21 protein-coding genes are annotated in these 23,573 nt (G+C 57.7%); 11 read left to right on the forward strand and 10 right to left on the reverse strand.

All coding sequences use genetic code 11. The features are described from left to right. Positions 1-79 precede the first annotated feature (79 nt). The 7 genes from cyoE to WA302_RS01105 form a co-directional block, all read right to left on the reverse strand. Complete coding sequence (gene cyoE, locus WA302_RS01075) at positions 80-970, reverse strand: heme o synthase (RefSeq protein WP_025301761.1); 891 nt, start codon at positions 968-970, stop codon at positions 80-82. Between the two features lie 17 nt (positions 971-987). Next, a complete protein-coding gene (locus WA302_RS01080) occupies positions 988-1,326 on the reverse strand; it encodes a cytochrome o ubiquinol oxidase subunit IV (protein ID WP_016928864.1) in 339 nt (112 codons plus the stop codon). Beyond that, positions 1,326-1,940 (reverse strand): cytochrome o ubiquinol oxidase subunit III, encoded by a 615-nt coding sequence (locus WA302_RS01085; RefSeq protein ID WP_004940367.1) that lies wholly within the window; start codon positions 1,938-1,940, stop codon positions 1,326-1,328. Before WA302_RS01085 ends, WA302_RS01080 begins: the two co-directional genes overlap by 1 nt. Continuing rightward, positions 1,930-3,921, reverse strand: a complete 1,992-nt coding sequence (gene cyoB / locus WA302_RS01090) for a cytochrome o ubiquinol oxidase subunit I (protein ID WP_025301762.1) — start codon at positions 3,919-3,921, stop codon at positions 1,930-1,932. The genes WA302_RS01085 and cyoB overlap by 11 nt, the downstream gene beginning before the upstream one ends. Before the next feature lie 3 nt (positions 3,922-3,924). Continuing rightward, on the reverse strand, positions 3,925-4,875 hold the full coding sequence (gene cyoA, locus WA302_RS01095; protein ID WP_025301763.1) for a cytochrome o ubiquinol oxidase subunit II: 951 nt from the start codon (positions 4,873-4,875) through the stop codon (positions 3,925-3,927). A gap of 440 nt (positions 4,876-5,315) precedes the next feature. After that, on the reverse strand, positions 5,316-6,794 hold the full coding sequence (ampG, locus tag WA302_RS01100; RefSeq protein WP_025301764.1) for a muropeptide MFS transporter AmpG: 1,479 nt from the start codon (positions 6,792-6,794) through the stop codon (positions 5,316-5,318). Between the two features lie 51 nt (positions 6,795-6,845). After that, complete coding sequence (locus WA302_RS01105) at positions 6,846-7,424, reverse strand: lipoprotein (RefSeq protein WP_033634001.1); 579 nt, start codon at positions 7,422-7,424, stop codon at positions 6,846-6,848. A 314-nt stretch (positions 7,425-7,738) separates the two neighbouring features. Here WA302_RS01105 and bolA point away from each other — a divergent pair, with 314 nt between their 5' ends. From bolA to WA302_RS01150, 9 genes are all read left to right on the forward strand, one after another. After that, entirely contained in the window at positions 7,739-8,053 is a 315-nt protein-coding gene (gene bolA, locus WA302_RS01110; RefSeq protein WP_004940361.1) for a transcriptional regulator BolA, read from the forward strand. 367 nt (positions 8,054-8,420) lie between these two features. Continuing rightward, positions 8,421-9,725: a trigger factor gene (gene tig / locus WA302_RS01115; protein ID WP_004940358.1), complete on the forward strand. Its 1,305-nt coding sequence runs from the start codon at positions 8,421-8,423 to the stop codon at positions 9,723-9,725. Positions 9,726-10,163: 438 nt separating this feature from the next. Continuing rightward, positions 10,164-10,787, forward strand: coding sequence for an ATP-dependent Clp endopeptidase proteolytic subunit ClpP (clpP, locus tag WA302_RS01120; protein ID WP_004940356.1), 624 nt, complete (start codon positions 10,164-10,166; stop codon positions 10,785-10,787). Between the two features lie 143 nt (positions 10,788-10,930). Further along, complete coding sequence (gene clpX / locus WA302_RS01125; RefSeq protein WP_004940354.1) at positions 10,931-12,202, forward strand: ATP-dependent protease ATP-binding subunit ClpX; 1,272 nt, start codon at positions 10,931-10,933, stop codon at positions 12,200-12,202. A gap of 194 nt (positions 12,203-12,396) precedes the next feature. Continuing rightward, the gene (gene lon / locus WA302_RS01130; RefSeq protein ID WP_025301766.1) at positions 12,397-14,751 is read left to right on the forward strand and encodes an endopeptidase La; all 2,355 of its coding nucleotides are present in this window, start codon (positions 12,397-12,399) and stop codon (positions 14,749-14,751) included. 216 nt (positions 14,752-14,967) lie between these two features. Beyond that, a complete protein-coding gene (hupB, locus tag WA302_RS01135; RefSeq protein ID WP_004940351.1) occupies positions 14,968-15,240 on the forward strand; it encodes a nucleoid-associated protein HU-beta in 273 nt (90 codons plus the stop codon). A 178-nt stretch (positions 15,241-15,418) separates the two neighbouring features. Further along, positions 15,419-17,302 (forward strand): peptidylprolyl isomerase, encoded by a 1,884-nt coding sequence (gene ppiD / locus WA302_RS01140; protein WP_025301767.1) that lies wholly within the window; start codon positions 15,419-15,421, stop codon positions 17,300-17,302. Positions 17,303-17,440: 138 nt separating this feature from the next. Continuing rightward, positions 17,441-17,821, forward strand: coding sequence for a ComEA family DNA-binding protein (locus tag WA302_RS01145; protein ID WP_089180601.1), 381 nt, complete (start codon positions 17,441-17,443; stop codon positions 17,819-17,821). 154 nt (positions 17,822-17,975) lie between these two features. Next, the gene (locus tag WA302_RS01150; RefSeq protein ID WP_049206198.1) at positions 17,976-18,389 is read left to right on the forward strand and encodes an acyl-CoA thioesterase; all 414 of its coding nucleotides are present in this window, start codon (positions 17,976-17,978) and stop codon (positions 18,387-18,389) included. A gap of 35 nt (positions 18,390-18,424) precedes the next feature. On the opposite strand, the gene queC is transcribed toward WA302_RS01150, so the two are convergent. After that, positions 18,425-19,123: a 7-cyano-7-deazaguanine synthase QueC gene (queC, locus tag WA302_RS01155; RefSeq protein ID WP_025301770.1), complete on the reverse strand. Its 699-nt coding sequence runs from the start codon at positions 19,121-19,123 to the stop codon at positions 18,425-18,427. A 115-nt stretch (positions 19,124-19,238) separates the two neighbouring features. Then, a complete protein-coding gene (locus tag WA302_RS01160; RefSeq protein ID WP_260515490.1) occupies positions 19,239-20,954 on the reverse strand; it encodes an SgrR family transcriptional regulator in 1,716 nt (571 codons plus the stop codon). A gap of 103 nt (positions 20,955-21,057) precedes the next feature. Between WA302_RS01160 and cof the strand changes: the two genes are divergently transcribed. Next, positions 21,058-21,882 carry an HMP-PP phosphatase gene (gene cof, locus WA302_RS01165; protein WP_260515489.1) on the forward strand — a complete coding sequence of 275 codons (825 nt, stop codon included), beginning with the start codon at positions 21,058-21,060 and terminating at the stop codon, positions 21,880-21,882. 61 nt (positions 21,883-21,943) lie between these two features. On the opposite strand, the gene WA302_RS01170 is transcribed toward cof, so the two are convergent. After that, positions 21,944-22,984, reverse strand: coding sequence for a PLP-dependent cysteine synthase family protein (locus WA302_RS01170; protein ID WP_025301773.1), 1,041 nt, complete (start codon positions 22,982-22,984; stop codon positions 21,944-21,946). 122 nt (positions 22,985-23,106) lie between these two features. Here WA302_RS01170 and WA302_RS01175 point away from each other — a divergent pair, with 122 nt between their 5' ends. Beyond that, positions 23,107-23,568 (forward strand): Lrp/AsnC family transcriptional regulator, encoded by a 462-nt coding sequence (locus tag WA302_RS01175; protein WP_004940330.1) that lies wholly within the window; start codon positions 23,107-23,109, stop codon positions 23,566-23,568. Positions 23,569-23,573: the final 5 nt, after the last annotated feature.

The following is a 23,573-nucleotide window of genomic DNA, read 5'->3' on the forward strand; positions in this document are numbered from 1 at the left end:
CAGATATTACAGTTTGGCCGCTTTTCGGCGTGACAAATAAAATGGGCCGCAAAAGCGGCCCATTCACAGATGATTTGGCTTACCAAACGTAGGTCACCAGCGCTTCAGGCGCCGCCGTGGCGCTGAAGTCGATCGACATCATCACGCTCAGCGAGGTGATGGCGACGATGGAGAACACGAACAGTTTACGCGCCCAGACGCTGTCGTTTTCGGTCTTGTAACCGCGCAGCGCCATGCCCAGCCACCATACGCTCACCGCCGCAGCGACGATCAGGTACTTGTAGCCGGCATAACCAACCAGGGTCAGCATCAGCGTGGCGATCATAAATGCCAGGATGTAGACCGTGATGTGGTTCTTGGCGACGGAAATGCCTTTCACCACCGGCAGCACCGGAATGTTGGCCGCCTGGTAATCTTTAAAGCGGAAGATAGCGATCGCATAAGAATGCGGCATCTGCCACAGGCTAAAGATAGCCAGCAGGATCAACGCGCCGGCGTCGAACTCGTTGGTCACCGCGCAGTAGCCGATAACCGGCGGCGCGGCGCCCGACAGGCTGCCGATCAGCGTGCCGTAGACCGAGTGGCGTTTCATGTACAGGCTGTAAACGCCGACATAAACCACGAAGCCCATCACCGCCAGCCACATGGCCAGCGGGTTGGCTGCGATATACAGCAACGCAAAGCCCACAATACCCAAAGCGGTCGCATAAACCAGGGTGACACTCGGCGCGATCAGGCCTTTTACCAGCACCCGATTCTTCGTTCTCTCCATTTTCTTGTCGATGTCGCGGTCGATGTAGTTGTTAAACACACAGCCCGACGCGACCACCAACGAGACACCCACCAGGGTGGCGAGAAACAGGGGATAGTCGATGCTCCCTTTGGAAGCGAGCAGGAATCCCCCGACGACAGAAATTAAATTGCCGAAAATAATTCCTGGTTTAGTGACTTGCAGGTATTGCTTAATCATCACGTGCAGCTCAGCTCTTAATCGACCATCATATTGATGTTGAGGTTGTACATAATCCAGAGTGAACCTACAACAACGATACCGATGATCATAGCGGTGAACAGCAATGCCACCAGGTTCCAGCGCTCTTCCGATGAGGTGTTCATGTGCAGGAAGTAAACCAGGTGAACAATCACCTGGATAACCGCCATACCGACAACAACCGCCAGGATGGTGGAATGAGAGGCGGAGCCGTTCATTACCATCGCAAATGGAATTACCGTCAGGATGATCGACAGGATAAAGCCGATCAGGTATGACTTCACGCTGCCGTGGCTTGCGCCGCCGTGAGAGGTTTCATGGGATGAATGGCTCATTACATAACCCCCAGCAGGTAGACAACGGTAAATACGCAGATCCAGACCACGTCCAGGAAGTGCCAGAACAGGCTCAGGCACATCAGGCGGGTTTTGTTGGTCGCGGTCAGGCCGAACTTGCTCACCTGAATCATCAGCACGATGATCCAAATCAGGCCAGAAGTCACGTGCAGACCGTGGGTGCCGACCAGCGCGAAGAAGCTGGACAAGAACGCGCTGCGATCCGGACCGAAGCCTTCGGCGATCAGGTGATGGAATTCATAGATTTCCATCGCCACGAAGCCCAGACCAAACAGGAAGGTCAGGAACAACCAGGTGTTTACACCGCCAACTTTACCTTTGTTCATGGCGATCATCGCCATGCCGTAGGTGATGGAGCTGAACAACAGCAGGAAAGTTTCGACCAGGACAAACTTCAGGTCGAAGATGTCTTTGCCTGAGGGACCGCCAGCGGTCCCGTTCACCAGGACTGCATAAGTCGCGAACAAGCTCGCAAACAAAATACAGTCGCTCATCAGGTAGATCCAGAATCCGAAGACTTTGGTCTCTCCTGCGTCGTGGTGCCCATGCTCTGCATGGGCTGCGTTATGATTGGTCAGAGTTTCAGTTGACATGGTTCACGCCTGCTTTACGGATTTGTTCGTAGTGTTGGTTCTCAATGCGCTCGATTTCATCAACCTGCACATAGTAGTCAACATCGTGATCGAAGCTCTTGCCGATCCAGACAACGATCATACCGATGAAGCCGGCCAGAGCCATCCACCAGATTTCCCAAATCATTGCGAAACCGAATACCAGGCTGAAGAAGGCGATGATAACGCCGGCGCCGGTATTCTTAGGCATATGAATCGGTTCGTATTTAGCCGGTTTCTTATACGCTTCGCCTTTTTCTTTCATGTCCCAGAACTCATCACGGTCATGGATCTGTGGCACTACGGCAAAGTTATAGAACGGCGGTGGAGACGAGGTTGACCACTCCAGAGTACGAGCACCCCATGGGTCACCGGTCAGATCGCGGTTCTGTTCGCGGTCACGGATACTGACGAAGATCTGGGTCAGCTGGCACAGGATGCCGCAGGCGATCAGTGCCGCACCGCCGGCTGCAACCAGCAGCAGAGGGTGGAACTCAGGGTTGATGTTCTGGCTGATACGACGGGTCATGCCCATAAAGCCCAATGCGTACAGCGGCATGAAGGCGGTGAAGAAGCCGATGATCCAGAACCAGAACGCGCGGATGCCCCATTTTTCGTTCAGCGTGAAGCCGAAGGATTTCGGGAACCAGTAGGTCAGGCCCGCGAAGCAACCGAACACCACGCCGCCGATGATGACGTTGTGGAAGTGAGCGATCAGGAACAGGCTGTTGTGCAGCACGAAGTTCGCGCCCGGTACCGCCAGCAGAACGCCGGTCATACCACCCACGGAGAAGGTGATGATGAAGCCAACGGTCCACAGCATCGCGGAGTTGAGCTTGATACGGCCCTGATACATGGTGAACAGCCAGTTGAAGATTTTCACCCCGGTCGGGATGGAAATGATCATGGTGGCGATACCGAAGAAGGCGTTAACGTTCGCGCCGGACCCCATGGTGAAGAAGTGGTGCAGCCAGACGATGAACGACAGAACGGTAATCGCGATGGTTGCCCATACCAGTGAGGTATAGCCGAACAGGCGTTTTCTGGAGAAGGTTGCGGTGACTTCGGAGAACACGCCGAACACCGGCAGAACCAGGATATACACCTCTGGGTGACCCCAGGCCCAAATCAGGTTGATGTACATCATCATGTTGCCGCCCATATCATTGGTGAAGAAATGGGTGCCCAGATAGCGATCCAGGGTCAGCAGCGCGATGGTGACGGTCAGAATTGGGAAAGAAACGATGATCAGGACGTTAGTACACAGTGCCGCCCAGGTGAACACCGGCATCTTCATCAGAGGCATGCCAGGGGCGCGCATCTTCAGAATGGTGGCGAAGAAGTTCACGCCGGTCAGCAGGGTACCCAGACCGGAAATCTGCAGACTCCAGATCCAGTAATCGACCCCGACGCCAGGACTGTACTCTTTACCCGACAGCGGCGGATACGCCAGCCAACCGGTCTGAGCGAACTCACCGACCCCCAGGGAGATGTTGATCAGCACAACGCCCACCACGAAGAACCAGAAGCTCAGGGAGTTCAGGAACGGGAAGGCAACGTCGCGCGCACCGATTTGCAGCGGTACCACGACGTTCATCAGGCCGACCACGAAAGGCATCGCCATGAAGAAGATCATGATAACGCCGTGCGCGGTGAAGATCTGGTCGTAGTGGTGCGGCGGCAGGAACCCGGCTTCGCCGGCGGACGCCAACGCCTGCTGGCTACGCATCATGATGGCGTCGGCGAAGCCGCGCAGCAGCATGACCATCGCCACGACGATGTACATGATACCAATTTTTTTATGGTCGACCGAAGTCAGCCATTCGCTCCACAGCCACTTCCATTTGCCGAAATAGGTCAGCAGCGCCAGCACTGCCAGGCCCCCGACAATAATTGCGGCTACGGTGACCATGATGATCGGTTCGTGGTACGGAACCGCATCAAGTGTTAATTTTCCCAACATCAGTTATTCCTCGGCTCCGGCGTGAGCAGCATGTTCACCCATGTCCATACCTTGGCTCATGTCCATGCCTTCGTGCGCGCCAGCGCCCTTGTGCATATCCATGTCGCCCATGAATTTGGCAATTGTTTCTTTGAACAAATTCGGTTTGACAGCGGCAAAGTACTCAACCGGGTTGTTTTCACTCGGCTCTGCCAGTTTGTTAAAGTCGTCGGTGGTGTTCAGGTTTTTAGACGATGCCTTCACCTTGGCCACCCACTGATCGAAGTCGCCTTCGGTCGGGGTAACGATCGCGGTGAATTTCATACCGGAGAAGCCTGCGCCGCTGTAGCTGCTGGAGATGCCCTTGTAGGCACCGGCTTCGTTGCCGATCAGGTGCAGTTTGGTCTGCATGCCGGCCATCGCATAAATCTGTCCACCCAACTGCGGGATAAAGAACGAGTTCATTACCGAGTTAGAGGTGATCTTGAATTCGACTGGAACATCTTTCGGGAAAGCCAGCTCATTAACGGTCGCAATGCCTTGTTCCGGGTAGATGAACAGCCATTTCCAGTCGAGCGACACCACTTCGATCGTCATCGGCTTCTTGTCGGTGACAATCGGCTTGAACGGGTCGAGTTCGTGGGTAGTCTTCCAGGTAATGGTGCCAAGGATGGCGATGATAATGATAGGAATGGTCCAGACGACCGCTTCGATCTTGTTGGAGTGGGCCCAGTTCGGACTGTACTTGGCGTCTTTGTTGGAAGCGCGATACTTCCAGGCAAAGGCGAACGCCATGAAGATAACTGGCACCACCACGATCAACATCAACGCGATTGCAGTGATAATCAGTGTCCGTTGCTCAACACCAATTGCTCCTTTGGGATTCATCAAAACCATATCGCAACCACTGAGCAATACAGTGGCTGCGATTAATGACAGCATCCCAATACTTTTATTGTATTTCTTAAGTCTCATCTAACGACCTCAATAACAAAGGCTCAATTGTCGTTTCATGTGTGCGGGCATTTTACGGGAAGGTTGCAGTACTGTAAACATGCTTAAGGGAGTGTCAGCGGCTTGTTGACACTTTCTGTTAAGGGGGTCACAGATGTAACCCTGCGTGACAATTTACTAATGACAACAACGCGTTGGCACGCTGAATCGTGACGAGCAGCCTGTATGTTAAGGAAAACTAAAGGTATGATGAATTTGGCGAAGAAATGCGCGGCGGGGAAATACGCAGAAAAGGTTTATTTAATGTAAAATAATTGTGTCTTAAAGGTGAATTTAATTTTATTTCCGAGCGCCGCAGTCGGATAAAAAAATAATTTCCGCGCCGATTATCTTTTTTTAGCGAAATAAATATATCCTCGGATCGCTTTTTTTTCGGCCGGCGAAATCGCCGGCCGGTCAGGTTATGCCAAACGGGTGCGGCGCAACGCCAGGTAATCCAGCGTGCTGCCCATTGCGACGCCGAGCAGGCTCAGCGCGGCGCCGACCTGCAGCAGCCGATCGGCCAACAGCGGTGCCTGTGCCCAGTCCAGCGCATTGGCGATCAGCAACAGCAACCACAGACCCAGCAACGAACAGCCTAGCGTCAGCAAGCGCAGAGCCCAACGGTAAGATTCTGAAAACTCGGTGCGCGGCATAAAGTCGCCATGCTGCTGGGTGTGTTCCAGCGTCTGGCGGCAGATGCCGAGCAACAGCAAGCCCGGCAGGGCGGCGGCGATCGAGAACAGATAGAACAGCGGCCAACCATGGGCTTCGACGAACCAGCCGGCGATCGGGCCGACATAGACGCGTCCTACGGCGGACAACGCCGACAGCAGCGCGAACTGAGTGGCGGAGAACGAGCGGTTGCACAGCGTCATCAGCAGTGCCACGAAGGCCGCGGTGCCCATACCGCCACACAGGTTTTCGAGGAAGATGGCGCTGCCCATGGTGAGCAGACTCTTGTCGGTCACCGCCAGGATCCAATACCCGAGGTTGGAGACTGCTTGCAGGACGCCGAACAGCATGAGCGCACGGAACAGGCTGAGACGCTGCATCAGCACACCGCCGAACAGGGCGCCGACGATGGTAGCGAACAGGCCGAGGGTTTTGTTCACCAGCCCGACTTCACCGGCGTCGAACCCCACGCCGCGGATCAGGAACGTGGTGCTCAGGCTGCCGGCGAAGGCGTCGCCCATTTTGTACATCACGATCAGCAGCAGGATCAGCCAGGCGTTGTTGCGGCCGAAGAAATCGCGCAGCGGCGCGACGACCGCCTGTTCCATAGTGCGCGGCGCCGGGATGCTTTCGTCCGGCTCCGGCGCCAGCAGCGTGGCCGCCACGCCGATCAGCATCAACCCGGCCATCAGCCAGTAGGTGGCTTGCCAGCCGAAATAGCGATCCGCCAGCCACAGCGCCAGGCCGCCGGAAACCAGCATCGCCAGCCGGTATCCCAGCACCGATATCGCCGCGCCCGTCCCGCGCTCTTCGGCTTTCAGCAGGTCGGTTTTATAGGCGTCGAACACGATATCTTGCGAAGCGGAGCAAAACGCCACCAGCACCGCCAACGCCGCCAACCACCACAGGTGCTGCGCGGGCTGCATGAAGCCCATCGCCACGATCGCGACCACCAGCAGCAGCTGGCTGATCAGCAGCCAACCGCGGCGCCGTCCAAGGAACGGCGGGGTATAGCGGTCCATGAACGGCGACCAGAGGAATTTGAAGACATAGGCCTGGCCCACCAGCGAGAAGATGCCGATGGTTTTCAGATCGATATTTTCGACGGTCATCCAGGCTTGCAGCGTGCCGGAGGTCAATGCCAGCGGCAGACCCGACGCGAAGCCCAGCAGCAGCAGAATGGCGGAGTTACGCTGGGTGAAGATGTTCAGATAGTGTTTCGACATGAGTTCCCTGTCTGTGCCGCCCGATCCGCCGGGCGGCGCAAGGTGCGGTGATTAGCGCGCGTTTTGCTTGATGAAATCGTTGACGCTGGTGTCCTGTGCCATGTCGGCGATCACGTCGCCCAGCACGGAGTTGACGGCGTCGGTGATCTTCTCGTTGGTCGCCGTGAAGGCGCCCTGCACGTTATAGGTCGAGCGGTAATTCTTCACCTGCTTGTTGCCGTTCTTCGCCTGGGCGATGATCGAGATGTCGGCTTTGGTGGTGATGTTGTAGCGCAGGTTGCCTTCGGAGACGTCCGCGTACAGGTTATTGACGACAATCTGCAGCGCCACCGGGCCGTCGGCGCCGATCATGTAGCCGCGTGCGCCCATCTGTTTCTCCAGCACTTCCTGCAGCAGGAAACGCAGATCGCGCGATGGCGTCAGCGTGACCAACTGGCCGTCGCGGTTTACCTTGGCCAGCGCCTGGTCGGTACGCTGATCCGCACCGTTGATGCTGACGGTGATGCCCTGCAGGGTAGGATCCTGCTGCGGCAGAACGATTTTCGGCGTGACGTTCAGGGTGTTGCTGCTGGTTGCGCAGCCGGCCAGCAGCAGGGCGGCCAGCAAAGGAAGACAAAGTTTCTTTAACATGTTTTCTGTCTCATTCTCGATGGATTTAGCAATAATCAGAGTGGGATAGCCGACAACAAATTGCCGACATCATAGCATCGCCGCCGTGCGGTGGAAGCGCGGAAGGCGCCAGAGTGACAAATTTTTACCTGCCGTTGATAAAAACACGCTTTTTTGTCCCGCTCAATCGGATAATCCCCCAAGCGACGGGGATAGCGCTCATCATTTGACCGCAGAAAAGAGAAATTTGTCCCTGCGATGGTCTAAACGGGGGAAAACCGGCTAATATTGAACTAGATGGGCACGGTCCTCTGCCGGTGTTGTAAGGAGATCCTATGATTCGCGAGCAAATAGAAGCAAAGTTAAGGGCGGCGTTTGAGCCCGCGTATCTGGAAGTCGTTGATGAAAGCTATCGTCATAACGTTCCGGCGGGTTCAGAAAGCCATTTCAAAGTGGTATTGGTCAGCGATCGCTTCGTCGGCGAACGTTTTTTGACGCGTCACCGCTCCATCTACGGGGTATTGTCGGAAGAGTTGGCCGATGGCGTACACGCGCTGGCGCTGCACACCTATACGCTCAAGGAGTGGGAAGGGTTGCAGGATACCGTGCCGGCCTCGCCGCCGTGCCGCGGCGCTGGGACGCTGGCCTGAGGGGGAAATTTTCAGGTATCAGTGGAACTTTGCCCTTGAATTAGGGTATTACTACTGACGAATTTTGAAACGGCCTGCGGGCCGTTTCTGTTTTTGACGACGACACGGCCGACGCGCAATGTGGCCAACGTTCGGTCTGTTTTGGCGACCTTTTGGCGATCGAATCGGCAAAAGTGTGAGTTTTAGCGCGCCTGCGCCGCCTAGCTTTCCTCGACTCGCCACGCATGCGCCGCTATAATGTCGCGTCTTATTTTTCCGGAATGGTTTCGGGACGCTTCTGTCATCAGGGAACTCGGTTCTTATCTGTAGCCGTCCTGGTTCTTGGAACGGAGTTGACCGAGCACTGTGATTTTTTTGAGGTAACAAGATGCAAGTTTCAGTAGAAACCACTCAAGGCCTTGGGCGCCGTCTCTCTATTACTGTACCGGCTGATACTATCAAGCAGGCGGTGAAGAAAGAGCTGATCAACGCAGCGAAAAGCGTGCGTATCGACGGCTTCCGCAAAGGCAAAGTGCCGATGAACATCGTGGAACAGCGTTACGGCGCTTCTGTTCGTCAGGACGTGCTGGGCGAAGCGATGCAGCGCAGCTTCGTTGATGCGATCATCAAAGAAAAGATTAATCCGGCCGGCGCACCAAACTACGTGCCGGGCGAGTACAAAGAAGGTGAAGACTTCACTTTCGCCGTTGAATTCGAAGTGTATCCAGAAGTTGAGCTGAAAGGCCTGGAAAACATCGAAGTTGAAAAACCTGTGGTCGAAGTGAACGACGAAGACGTCGACGCGATGCTGGACACCCTGCGCAAGCAGCAGGCGACCTGGAAAGAAACCGATCGCGCAGCGGAAGCTGAAGATCGCGTGACCGTTGACTTCACCGGTTCTATCGACGGTGAAGAGTTCGAAGGCGGCAAAGCGTCTGACTTCGTGCTGGCAATGGGCCAGGGCCGCATGATCCCAGGCTTCGAAGAAGGTCTGGTCGGTCACAAAGCGGGCGAAGAGTTCTCCATCGACGTGAACTTCCCGGAAGATTACCACGCGGAAAACCTGAAGGGCAAAGCGGCCAAATTCGCTATCGTGCTGAAGAAAGTTGAAGAGCGCGAACTGCCGGAACTGACCGAAGAGTTCATCAAACGTTTCGGCGTGGCGGACGGTTCCGTTGCCGGCCTGCGCACCGAAGTTCGCAAGAACATGGAGCGCGAGCTGAAAGGCGCCGTGCGTAACCGTATCAAGTCTCAGGCGATCGATGGCCTGGTGAGCGCGAACGAAATCGACGTGCCAGCTGCCCTGATCGACGGCGAAATCGACGTACTGCGTCGTCAGGCTGCACAGCGTTTCGGCGGCAACGAGAAGCAAGCGCTGGAACTGCCACGCGAGCTGTTCGAAGAGCAAGCGAAACGCCGCGTAGTGGTTGGCCTGCTGCTGGGCGAAGTGATCAGCACCAACGATCTGAAAGCTGACGAAGACCGCGTGAAGACGCTGATCGAAGAAATGGCTTCTGCCTACGAAGATCCAAGCGAAGTCATCGAGTTCTACAGCAAAAACAAAGAGCTGATGAACAACATGCGTAACGTGGCTCTGGAAGAGCAAGCGGTTGAAGCCCTGCTGGCAAAAGCGAAAGTGACAGAAAAAGCCACTACCTTCAGCGAGCTGATGAACCAGACTCAACAGGCGTAATGCCGGCGTGCCGGGCGCAATGAACGGCGCCCCCGGTTTCGCCTGGCGAACCGGCGCACGATGAAAAAGCCCGCAACCTCAGGTTGCGGGCTTTTCTTTTTGCCACGTTGCTGATTAATCTCAGGTTAAACGGGGCAATATGCACTATATTTACCCTGTTGCCTGGGGAACTGGCTGGCATGATAACGGTCAGATTAACGGCATCGTTTTCGGCGCGCGGAGAAAATCGGCCTCTGGGCTTGAAATCGCGCCGGGCTCCCCCAATCTGTAAAGAATAATTCTGGGGCTGTTTGCCAAAGTGCGCGGGATGAAATAACCGTCGGGTACGTGTGGCGCGGGTCGAATGCTTGAGCATAGTCATCATGGCCGTTCTCAAGTAGAATCGGCGTATTAGGGTGACACCCTGGCCGCCAAGGCAATTTCTATTAGGAGACGGTAATGTCATACAGTGGCGAACGAGATCAATTTGCACCGAACATGGCGCTGGTGCCGATGGTGGTAGAGCAGACTTCACGCGGGGAGCGTTCTTACGACATCTATTCCCGCCTGCTGAAAGAGCGCATCATTTTCCTGACCGGCCAGGTGGAAGATCACATGGCCAACCTGATCGTGGCGCAAATGCTGTTCCTCGAAGCGGAAAGCCCGGAAAAAGACATTTACCTCTACATCAACTCGCCGGGTGGGGTAATTACCGCGGGCATGTCGATTTACGACACCATGAAGTTCATCAAGCCGGACGTCAGCACCATCTGTATGGGCCAGGCGTGCTCGATGGGCTCCTTCCTGCTGACCGCCGGCGCCAAAGGCAAGCGTTTCTGCCTGCCGAACTCGCGCGTGATGATTCACCAGCCGCTGGGCGGCTACCAGGGCCAGGCGACGGACATCGAAATCCACGCGCGTGAAATCCTCAAGGTGAAAGCGCGCATGAACGAACTGATGGCCGAGCATACTGGCCAGCCGCTGGAGCAGATCGAACGCGACACCGAGCGCGATCGCTTTATGACCGCGGAAGAAGCCGTGGAATACGGCCTGGTTGACGGCATTCTGACACACCGCAGCTAGAACCACGCGGCGCCAATGGACTATAGTAATCAGAGTGGGCAGGGGCTCGCTCTGTTGTAGCCCCTCGGCGTTCCCGATATGAGTTTGGGCGCACTGCCGCCGTGATTTTCCTGCGGGACAAGACTAAAGAAGAGGTTTGACTGATGACAGATAAGCGCAAAGACGGTTCAGGAAAGCTGCTGTACTGCTCTTTTTGCGGCAAAAGCCAGCATGAAGTGCGTAAGCTGATTGCCGGGCCGTCAGTGTATATCTGCGATGAATGTGTCGATCTGTGTAACGACATTATTCGCGAAGAGATTAAAGAAGTTGCCCCGCATCGTGAGCGCAGTGCGCTGCCGACGCCGCACGAGATCCGCCACCACCTGGATGACTACGTCATCGGCCAGGAGCAGGCGAAGAAAGTGCTGGCGGTTGCGGTGTACAACCACTACAAACGCCTGCGCAACGGCGATACCAGCAACGGTATCGAGTTGGGCAAGAGCAACATCTTGCTGATCGGCCCGACCGGCAGCGGTAAAACCCTGCTGGCGGAAACGCTGGCGCGTTTCCTGGACGTGCCGTTCACCATGGCCGACGCCACCACGCTGACCGAAGCTGGTTACGTGGGCGAGGACGTGGAAAATATTATCCAGAAGCTGTTGCAAAAATGTGACTATGACGTGCAAAAAGCGCAGCGCGGCATCGTTTATATCGATGAAATCGATAAGATTTCCCGCAAGTCCGACAACCCGTCGATCACGCGTGACGTCTCGGGTGAAGGCGTGCAGCAGGCGCTGCTGAAGCTGATTGAAGGCACCATCGCCGCGGTTCCGCCGCAGGGCGGGCGCAAGCATCCGCAGCAGGAGTTCCTGCAGGTCGATACCTCCAAGATCCTGTTTATCTGCGGCGGCGCATTTGCCGGCCTGGATAAGGTGATCGGTCAGCGCGTCAACACCGGCTCCGGCATCGGCTTCGGCGCGACCGTCAAGGGCGAGTCCGAGAAGGCGACCGAAGGCGAACTGCTGCTGCAGGCCGAACCGGAAGACCTGATCAAATTCGGGCTGATCCCTGAGTTCATCGGCCGTTTGCCAGTCGTGGCGACCCTGAGCGAACTGAGCGAAGACGCGCTGATTCAGATCCTGAAAGAGCCGAAGAACGCCCTGACCAAGCAGTATCAGGCGCTGTTCAACCTGGAAGGCGTGGAGCTGGAGTTCCGTGACGAAGCGCTGAACGCCATTGCCAAGAAAGCCATGGCGCGCAAAACCGGCGCCCGCGGCCTGCGTTCCATCGTGGAAGGCGCGCTGCTCGACACCATGTACGATCTGCCGTCGATGGACAGCGTAGACAAAGTGGTGATCGACGAGTCGGTGATCGCCGGCCAATCCAAGCCGCTGCTGATTTACGGCAAGCCGGAAGCCCAGGCATCTGGCGAATAATTAGCCAGTCAAACCAGAGCGTTATCAGCAAAATGGGGGATTTCATCCCCCATTTCTTTTTCCTGCATTCTTGCCGTTGAATGTAAGAGATTCATCCCCATATACTCATTAACCAGATTTTATGAAACGTTAGATGCTTGCGTCTCATGAGATTCCCCCTCAACCTGGCGGAAATTAAACTAAGAGAGAGCTCTATGAACCCTGAGCGTTCCGAACGCATTGAAATCCCCGTCCTGCCATTGCGCGACGTGGTGGTTTATCCGCACATGGTGATCCCGTTATTTGTTGGCCGGGAAAAATCGATTCGGTGCCTCGAAGCCGCAATGGATCACGATAAGAAGATCATGCTGGTGGCACAGAAAGAGGCCTCAACGGATGAACCTGGCATTAACGACTTGTTCTCGGTTGGCACCGTAGCGTCGATCCTGCAGATGCTGAAGCTGCCGGACGGCACGGTAAAAGTGCTGGTCGAGGGGCTGCAGCGCGCGCGCATCACTACGCTGTCCGACAGCGGTGAGCATTTCGCCGCGCAGGCGGAATACCTGGAGTCGCCATCGATCGACGAGCGCGAGCAGGAAGTGCTGGTGCGCACCGCGATCAATCAGTTTGAAGGCTATATCAAGCTGAACAAAAAAATCCCGCCGGAGGTGCTGACCTCACTGAACAGCATCGACGACGCCGCGCGCCTGGCGGACACCATCGCTGCCCACATGCCGCTGAAACTCAGCGACAAGCAGTCGGTGCTCGAGATGTCCGACATCACCGAGCGTCTGGAATACCTGATGGCGATGATGGAATCGGAGATCGACCTGCTGCAGGTTGAGAAACGTATCCGCAACCGCGTCAAGAAGCAGATGGAGAAGAGCCAGCGCGAGTACTATCTGAATGAGCAGATGAAGGCGATTCAGAAAGAACTGGGCGAAATGGACGACGCGCCGGACGAGCACGAAGCGCTGAAGCGCAAGATCGATGCGGCGAAAATGCCGAAAGAGGCGCGCGAGAAAACCGAAGCGGAACTGCAAAAGCTGAAGATGATGTCGCCGATGTCGGCGGAAGCGACCGTGGTGCGCGGCTACATCGACTGGATGCTGCAGGTGCCGTGGAATGCGCGCAGCAAGGTGAAAAAAGACCTGAACAAGGCGCAGGAAGTGCTCGATACCGATCACTACGGCCTTGAGCGCGTCAAGGATCGCATCCTCGAGTACCTCGCGGTTCAGAGCCGCGTCAGCAAAATCAAGGGGCCGATCCTGTGTCTGGTGGGGCCACCGGGCGTGGGTAAAACCTCACTGGGGCAGTCGATCGCCAAAGCGACCGGTCGCCAGTACGTGCGCATGGCGCTGGGCGGCGTGCGTGACGAAGCGGAAATCCGCGGTCACCGTCGTACCTACATCGGTTCGATGCCAGGTAAACTGATCCAGAAGATGGCTAAGGTTGGGGTGAAGAACCCGCTGTTCCTGCTGGATGAGATCGACAAGATGTCTTCCGACATGCGCGGCGATCCGGCTTCCGCTCTGCTGGAGGTGCTGGATCCGGAACAGAACGTGGCGTTCAACGACCACTACCTGGAAGTCGATTACGATCTGTCCGACGTGATGTTCGTTGCCACCTCTAACTCGATGAACATTCCTGCGCCGCTGCTGGACCGTATGGAAGTGATCCGCCTGTCGGGTTACACCGAGGACGAGAAGCTCAACATCGCCAAGCAGCACCTGCTGCCGAAGCAGCTTGAGCGCAACGCGCTGAAAAAAGGCGAGCTGACGGTCGACGACAGCGCCATCATCGGCATCATTCGCTTCTACACCCGCGAAGCCGGGGTGCGTAGCCTGGAGCGTGAAATCTCCAAGCTGTGCCGTAAAGCGGTGAAAACGTTGCTGATGGACAAGAAGCTCAAGCATATCGAGATCAACGGCGACAACCTGAAGGATTACCTGGGCGTGCAGCGCGTCGATTACGGCCGTGCGGATACCGAAAACCGCGTGGGCGAAGTCACCGGGCTGGCGTGGACGGAAGTGGGCGGCGATCTGCTGACCATCGAAACCGCCTGCGTGCCGGGCAAAGGCAAGCTGACCTACACCGGTTCCCTGGGTGAGGTGATGCAGGAATCGATTCAGGCGGCGCTGACCGTGGTGCGTGCGCGCGCGGAGAAATTGGGCATCAACGCCGATTTCTACGAGAAACGCGACATCCACGTGCACGTGCCGGAAGGGGCGACGCCGAAAGACGGCCCGAGCGCCGGTATCGCGATGTGCACCGCGCTGGTCTCCTGCCTGACCGGTAACCCGGTACGCGCCGATGTGGCGATGACCGGCGAGATCACGCTGCGCGGCCAGGTGTTGCCGATCGGCGGCCTGAAAGAGAAGCTGTTGGCGGCGCATCGCGGTGGCATCAAAACCGTGCTGATCCCTTACGAGAACAAGCGCGATCTGGAAGAGATCCCGGACAATGTTATCGCCGATCTGGAGATTCATCCGGTGCAGCGAATCGATGAAGTTTTGAACATTGCGTTGCAAAACCCGGCCTTCGGCGCACTGCCGGTAGCGGCAAAATAGTGACGAATCGCAAAAACCATTGATAAAACTTATACTGGCAAGCCATTTCGGACTTGCCAGTATTTTTTTGTACCGCTAAGTTAGATCTCTGTCGGCCCGCGTTTTGCCACCCAGTCGGTGGCTTGCCAAGGTTCGATGGGATTGATATAACAGCTGCGCTGTCGCAACCGTAGGGATTTTTCGGTGCGACGATAGAATTCTAGAGGGGATGATAGAGTGAATAAGTCACAACTGATCGACAAGATTGCCGCAGGTGCTGATATTTCCAAAGCGGCAGCGGGACGTGCTTTAGACGCAGTAATCGCTTCCGTTACCGACTCTCTGAAAGCAGGGGATGACGTGGCTCTGGTAGGTTTCGGTTCCTTCACCGTGCGTGAACGTTCGGCTCGTACCGGCCGCAACCCGCAGACCGGTAAAGAGATCAAAATCGCGGCAGCCAAAGTACCGGCCTTCCGTGCAGGGAAAGCGCTGAAAGACGCTGTAAACTGATTTAGCGTCTAACCGTTTAGCGTAACAGGGTTTTGTAATAAACAATCACCTGACGCAGCGGTGCTGGTAAGGTAAGATACAAGGCGCATCGGACTGATGCGCTTTTTTTATTTTTGTCGCAGGGAACGCGCCTGCACAAGGGTTGTTAATCCACATCACAGCGGAGTGTTGTCACACTATGATGGACAATTTACGCGCGGCTGCCAATCACGTCGTGCTCAAAATCATCCTGGCCCTGATCATCCTGTCATTCGTTCTGACCGGGGTGGGTAACTACCTGATCGGCGGCTCCGGCGATTATGCTGCGAAAGTAAATGGTCAGACGATCGAACGCGCTCAGCTGGAACAGGCTTTCCAAAGCGAGCGTAGCCGCATGCAGCAGCAACTGGGTGACCAGTTCTCCGCGCTGGCCGGCAACGAAGGCTACATGCAGCAGATGCGCCGTCAGGTGTTGTCCCAGTTGATCGACAACATGCTGCTCGACCAGTACGCCAAGAAACTGGGCCTGACGGTCAGCGACGATCAGATCAAGGACGCCATCCGCAAGGCGCCTTACTTCCAGACCAACGGCCAGTTTGATAACGCCAAATACCTCGACCTGATCGGCCGCATGGGCTACACCGCCGACAATTTCGCGCAGTCGATGCGTCAGCAATTGGTCAATCAGCAGGTGATCCAGGCCTTCGGCGATTCCGGCTTTGTGCTGCCGTCCGAATCGCAAGCCATGGCGGCGTTGGTGCTGCAGGAGCGCGACGTGCGCCTGGCGACCATCGATTTGAAAGCGCTGCAGGCGAAACAGAGCGCCGGCGACGACGAACTGAAGGCGTATTACGATCAGAATAAAAACAGCTTCATCGCTCCGGAGCAGGTGAAGGTGAGCTATATCCCGCTGGATGCCGCGTCCATGCAGGACAAGGTGAAAGTGAGCGAAGAGGACATCAGCGCTTACTATGACCAGCACAAGAGCAGCTATGGCCAGCCGGAGCGTAAAAACTACAGCGTGATCCAGCTGAAATCCGAGGCGGAAGCCAACGCGGCGCTGGACGAGCTGAAGAAGGGTGCCGATTTCGCCACCCTGGCGAAAGAGAAATCCACCGACATCATCTCACGCCGTACCGGCGGTGAGCTGGGTTGGCTGGAGCCGGAAACCACCGCCGACGAGCTGAAACAGGCTAACCTGACCGAGAAAGGGCAGCTGTCCGGCGTGGTGAAATCCTCTGTCGGCTTCCTGATCGTGCGTTTGAACGACATCGAACCTGAGAAACTGAAACCGCTGAGCGAAGTGCATGATGCTATCGCCAAGCAGGTGCAGCAGGAGAAAGCGGTAGACGCGTATTACGCGCTGCAGCAGAAGGTGAGCGAAGCGGCGACCAGCGACAACGAATCACTGGCCTCGGCTGAAGAAGCGGCCGGCGTGAAAGCGGCGCAAAGCGACTGGTTCACCCGCGACAACATTCCCGCCGCGCTGAACTTCAAGCCGGTCGTGCAGGCGATCTTCGACGGCTCGCTGATCGGCGAGAACGGCGCGCCGGGCAGCAACTCTGACGTTATCACCGTAGACGGCGACCGCGCCTTCGTGGTGCGCGTGAGTGGCCACAAGCCGGAAGGCATCGAGCCGTTCGACCAGGTCAAAGACCGCGTGGCAGATCTGGTGAAGCGCAACAAGGCGCTGCAGGCAGCGAAGCTGCAGGGTGAGAAGCTGCTGGTTGAGCTGAAGCAGGGCAAGGGCGACGAGGCGATGAAAGCCGCCGGCCTGAGCTTTGGCGCCGTGCAGAAGATGGCGCGCGCGCCGGAAGACAGCCAGCTGGTGGAGAGCGTGTTCGCGCTGCCGCACCCGCAGGACGGCAAACCGGTGTACGGCATGTCGCAGGATCGCCAGGACAACGTGGTGCTGATCGCACTCGATGCGGTGAAGCCAGGCACGCTGCCGGAAGACGAAATGAAAACCTTCGTCGGCAAGATGGAAGAGGGCGCGACCGGCGTTTCCTTCGATTCGCTGCTGGCGAGCCTGCGTAAAGAAGCCAAAATCAAAATGGGCGCCGCTGAGCAACAGCCGCAGTAATCGCCGCATTTTTCTGCAACGCAGTGCAACAAACAAAGGCCGCTTTCGCGGCCTTTTCCACATCTGATATCCGCCGATTGCTGAATATCCGCCACCGCGGCAAGGTAGCCGTGCTGTCACACACAAGGAGGATACAGCATGCAACATACAGAGAAAAAAGCGTTATCAGGTTACCGTCATCACGTCAAAGCGGCGCTGACCGCGCTGTTGTTATGCCTCGCGGGGCCAGCCGCCGCGACGGATAAAGCCGATGCGCCGGCGCCGATGCTCTCAACACCGGCGGGCAATGGCGGGCAACAGGTGATGACCAAGGCGGCCGAAGAGACGGCGGTCAGCATCAATCAGGCCACCGCCGAACAGCTCGCAGCGGCTCTGAGCGGTGTCGGTCTGAAGAAGGCGGAAGGCATCGTGCGCTACCGCGAACAGAACGGGCCGTTCACCCAGGTTGAGCAGTTGCAGGAGGTGCCGGGCATCGGGCCGGCGCTGTTCGAGAAGAACCGCACCCGACTGAAAATGTGATCCCGGTCGCGGCTGCGTGGCAAAATGCCGCTGAGGCCGTGACTCCTCTGCTACATTTTACAGGTCTTACCAGTTTGGCGCGTTGACCAAACGGGCGAGGGAGCCTCTGCGGCTCCCTCTTTCTGTAATCACCAGGCAGGAGCGATCGTTCCCTATGCAAACCTTTATCAAAGTTCGCGGTTATCACCTTGATGTTTACCAGCACGTTAACAACGCCCGCTATCTGGAGTTTCTGGAAGAGGCGCGCTGGGAGTGGCTGGAAAACGAGGCCGGGTTCCGCTGGATGACGGAAAACAACATCGCTTTCATCGTGGTGAACATCAATATCAATTACCGCAGCCCGGCAGTATTGGGGGATAAGCTGCGTATCGACAGCCAGATGGTGCAGCTCAACGGCAAGAGCGGGGTGCTGAGCCAAAAGGTGACGCAGGATCCGGCGGGGACGTCGGTGGCCGACGCGCTGCTGACTTTCGTGTGCGTCGATCTGAAAACGCAGCGGGCGCTGCCTATTGAAGGCGAATTGCGCGAGCACCTGGAGGCGCTCACGCTGAAGGAAAACCCGCAGTAAACTCACGGGCGGCAGAGGTTGCCGCCGTCACTGCCTCAGGCCAGAGCGGCCTTCTGTTTCAACGCCGCCATCACTTCCGCCTGGTTGGCCCGGTACTGCATCAGGCCATTGGCGCGCAGGTTGCAGGCAGCGCATTCACCACAGCCGTCACCCTTGATGCCGTTGTAACAGGTCAGCGTATCCTGCCGCACGCGATCCAACTGGTGGTAATAATCCGCCAGCGCCCAGGTCTCGGCCTTGTTCAGCCACATCAGCGGCGTTTCGAAGCGGATATCGCGGGCGATGCCCAGCGTCACCGCTTTGTTCAGCGCTTTAACGAACTCGTCGCGGCAATCCGGGTAGCCGGAGAAGTCGGTTTCACACACGCCCGTGATCACCGCTTCCGCTTCCACCTGGTAGGCGTAGATCGCCGCCAGCGTCAGGAACAGGATATTGCGGCCCGGCACGAAGGTGCTCGGCAGCGCGTTTTTCTGGTTGGGATCGTAGGCGGGAACCGGAATATTGTCGCGCGTCAGGCTGCTGACGGCCAGCTCATTGAGCAGCGTTACGTCCAGCACCTTGTGCGCTTTGGCGCCGAGGGCCACCGACAGCTCTTGAGCCACTTCAATCTCGGCGCGATGGCGCTGGCCATAATCGAACGTGACGCAGTGAACTTCGTCATACTGTTGCAATGCCTGGATCAAGCAGGTCGTGGAGTCTTGTCCACCGCTGAAAACGACAACCGCGCGCTTCATAAAATCACCTTTTTGGACTTTGGCCATTCCCGATACACATTCGGGCGGCAGGATAAATATTGCGTTGCGGCGACAATAGTAGCAGAAAGGGCCGCCAGGCGCAGGGCGGTTCGGCTCAGATCGGTGCGTCGTCCACCGGCGGCGGCAGCCACGCCTGGCAAAAATCGAACCAGCCGTGCGCGGTCAGCGTCACGCCATGCATGCGCGGCGGCGCGCTGATCTGATACTGGTAGTGGAACAGCGGCGTGATGATGGCGGCGGCCATCAGCCGTTGGTAATAGGCCTGCAGCCGCTCGAAGCGCGGTTGCTGCGCCTGCAGCTGCTGGATCTGCTGCAGCGTCTCCTGTTGCTGTTGCCAGCGGCTTTCCGTCAGGATGCCGCGCCACAGCGTATCCTGCCGCAGCCAGCTCTCCAGCGTCGCCTCAGGCGCTTCGCCGATCAGGTTGTCCGCCAACAGCAGGTCGGCCTGGGCGATCTGTTCCTCGCTTTGCCAGCGCTTGCCGGCGTAGTAGCGCACCTCCAGCTCGCAGCCGTGCTGCGCCAACAGCTGTTGCAGCGCGACCGTCACTGTTTCCAGCTCGACCGGCGGCCGATACAGCAGCGTCAGCCGGGCAGGCAGGGGGACATCTTCTTCAATCTGTTGGCTGGGAATGCGCCAGCCGGGCAGCATTTCATGGCTGGGGGTGATCACGCTGTTGGGGATCGGCAGATGGTTCAGCAGGCCTGACTGCTGGATCAGCATCAGCAGCTTTTGCCCCTGGGCTTCGCTCAGCACGCCGTGGCGCAGGTTCAGCGCCAAATAACACCAGCCCAGGCTCATGCTGCGCTGTACCGGCCGGGCCTGCGCCAAATCGTCTTGCTGACCGATGGTGATGCGCACCGGATGCTGGCAGCTGGCGTCGGCGCCGGCGGTGGGCAGATCGGGGGTGATCCAGTATTCGATGGTGTCCAGATACGGATGCTGCAGATGGTAACCGGCGTGCTGTTCTAGCCGCACCAGCTGCGGTTCATTCAACGTCAGTTTGAACGGGCCGGCGCCGATGGCCGGCAGCTCCGGATGGGTCATCAGACAAGGCAGCTCCGCCAGCCGGTGGGCCAGCCAATAGTCCGGCAACTGCAGATCAAACTGAATGCACAGCGGATGCGGCAGGCTGATGTTCGCGACGTTGGCCAAGCTGGGTTGGCTACGCGGGTGGCGCTGCAGTTTTTCCAGCGTTTGCAGCAGCTGGTGGCCGGTCAGCGGTTCACCGTTGTGCCAGCGCAGCTGGCTGCGCAGAAAGAAGCGCCAGCGCAGGCCGCGATCGTCAATCTGCCAGTGGTGCGCCAGATCGGGCTGCGGTTCCGGGTTACCGGTCACCAGGCGCGTCAGCCCGGCGTGCAGGGTCGACACCAGATGTTGTTCGGCGCGGCCGGTCAGCGTGAGCGGATCGAGCGCTTCCAGCGTGCGGTAATAGGGAATGCGCAGCGTCGGGCTGCCGGCCTGCCATTGCCCGCCGAGGTGCGGGCTGAGCAGATCCTGCAGGTGTTGCGGATCGAGTTGCGCCATCTCCAGCGCCCCCTGATGGTTGCCCTGTTGCAGTAGCTGTTGCAGTAGCTGCGCGCGCAGTTCATCCGGGGTTTTCAGGCAGTGCAGGCGAGCGCGTTTGCCGCGGCCGGGCTGCGAATGCCAGCTCAACCAGCCTTGATCCTGCAGCTGTTGCACCAGCGTGCGGGCGTGTCGCTCGCTGCAATAGAACATCGCCGCCAGTTCGCCGATGGTCACGGCGACCGGCGCGCTGCCGAGCTGATGGTACAGGCGTTGATATTGGCTGAGACGGTGAACCAGGCGCATGAGTAGAAATCCGGAACAGTTTTCTCAAATTGTTCACTATTACTTCCGCAAATGCCATCCCATACTGCAGTGATTGTAATCGCGTTCACATTCAGAGGTCTCTATGTATCGCCTGGCAGCTTTCGATATGGACGGCACGCTGTTGATGCCGGATCACCGGGTTGGCCCGGAAACGCTGGCGGTGCTGAACCAGCTGGTGGAACGGGAGATGGTGGTGACGTTCGCCACCGGACGGCACTACCTCGATGCGCAACCGATCATGGCGCAGCTGGGGCTGCAGGGCTACTTGATCACCGGCAATGGCACGCGGGTGTATGACAACCGCGGCCAGCAGCTGCATGCCACCGATCTGCCGGCGGCGGTCGCCGAAGAGGTGCTGCATCATCATTGGCGCACCTGCGCCAGCATGCATGTGTTCCGCGACGAAGGTTGGCTGACCGAATTCCCCGTGCCGGAAGAGATGCTGCGGGCGCATCACCTGAGCGGCTTTCGTTTTCAGTTGGCCGACGTGCGCCGCCTGCCGGCGTTCGGCAACAGCAAGGTGTGTTTTGTCGCGCCGCATGAGGAATTGCTGGCCTTGCAGGTGCAGCTGCGGGCACAGCTGGGTGGTGAGGCCGATCTGTGCTTTTCCGCCTACGACTGCCTGGAGGTGTTGCCGCTCGGTTGCAACAAGGGTACGGCGCTGGACCGGCTGAGCCGCCATCTGGGGCTGACGATGGCCGACTGCATGGCGTTCGGCGACGCAATGAACGACAAAGAGATGCTGGGGGCGGTGGGGCACGGCGTGGTGATGGGCAACGCCCTGCCGCAGCTGAAATCCCTGCTGCCGCAGCTACCGGTTATCGGCTATTGCCAGCAACAGGCGGTGGCCCACTATTTACAACATTGGCTGCGTTCACCTTGCCTCACCTATTCCCCCGAAGAATGAGGTTCTCCTTACAGCCGGCCGGGTATGACTACCCGGCTTTTTTTTTACCTAACGCCTGGCGTTACAAATCCGCCAACTGCGCCAGATACGGCTGCAGATCGCCGATGTTGTTGCTGACCCATTCCGGGTTGTAATAGGTATCCAGGTAACGCTCGCCGCTGTCGCACAGCAGGGTGACGATCGATCCTTGCTCGCCGTTTTCCCGCATCTGCTTCGCCAACTGCAGCGCACCCCAAACGTTGGTGCCGGTAGAGGCGCCAACCTTGCGGCCCAGCACGCCTTCCAGCCAGTGAATAGTAGCGACGCTGGCAGCATCCGGCACGCGCAGCATGTTGTCGACCACCGATGGGATGAACGACGGCTCGGCGCGTGGGCGGCCGATGCCTTCGATACGGCTGCCGCAGCTGCCGATCAGGGTGCGATCGCCGTGGTGGAAGCAGTCATAGAACACCGAGTTTTCCGGATCGACCACCGTCAACCGGGTGTCGTGCCCCTGATAGCGGATGTAGCGCCCCAGCGTGGCGGAGGTGCCGCCGGTGCCGGCGCTCATTACGATGTGTTTCGGCACCGGGAAGGGTTCGCGCGCCATCTGGCGGAAGATGCTGTCGGCGATGTTGTTGTTGCCGCGCCAGTCGGTGGCGCGCTCGGCGTAGGTGAACTGATCCATATAGTGGCCGTTCAGCTCTTTCGCCAGCTGTTCGGAGGCGGCGTAGATCTGGGCGGCGTGATCGACGAAGTGACAGCGGCCGCCGTAAAAGGCGATCTGTTCCACCTTGCGGCGCGCGGTGCAGGACGGCATCACCGCGATGAACGGCAGGCCGATCAGGCGAGCGAAGTAGGCTTCGGACACCGCGGTGCTGCCGGAAGAGGCCTCGATGATGGTGGTGTTCTCGGTGATCCAGCCGTTGCACAGGCCGTAAAGGAACAGCGAGCGCGCCAGGCGGTGTTTCAGGCTGCCGGTCGGGTGGGTGCTCTCATCTTTCAGGTACAGGCAGATGCCGGGAAACGCCGGCAGGTTCAGGCGAATTAGGTGCGTATCGGCGGAGCGTTGAAAATCCGCTTCTATTTCACCGATAGCATATTTTACCCAAGAGTTTGTCATGATTTGGCCTCAGAATAGGGGGCTGATTTATGGCGTAGCATAGCCTGTCGGCGGGAAAAAAGGATTGCCATTTTTCCTGTTTAATCGCCTAATGAGAGAAAATTTTTCTCCTGGTGGCCGCTATGTTAGATAAAACAGACCGTAAGCTGCTGTGCATGCTGCAGCAAGATTGCACCCAGTCGCTGCAGGCGCTGGCGGATGCGGTCAATTTGACCTCGACGCCGTGCTGGAAACGCCTGAAGCGTCTGGAAGACGAGGGCTATATCCGCGGTCGGGTGGCCTTGCTGGATAATGAAAAGCTCGGCCTGGGGCTGACGGCGTTCGTGCTGATCAAAACCCAGCAGCACAGCAGCGAGTGGTATCAGGCTTTTGTGCAGCTGACCAGCCAGATGCCCGAGGTGCTGGCGTTTTACCGCATGGCGGGAGAGTACGACTACCTGATGCAGGTCGAAGTGGCGGACATGAAAAGCTACGACGGCTTTTATAAGCGTCTGGTGAACGGCGTACCGGGCCTCATCGACGTCACCTCGAGCTTTGCCATGGAAAAAATCAAATACACCACCGCGCTGCCGGTGCCGGAGTGAAAAGT

This window comes from Serratia sp. 201 (assembly GCF_037027545.1).
Lineage (GTDB): Bacteria > Pseudomonadota > Gammaproteobacteria > Enterobacterales > Enterobacteriaceae > Serratia > Serratia bockelmannii.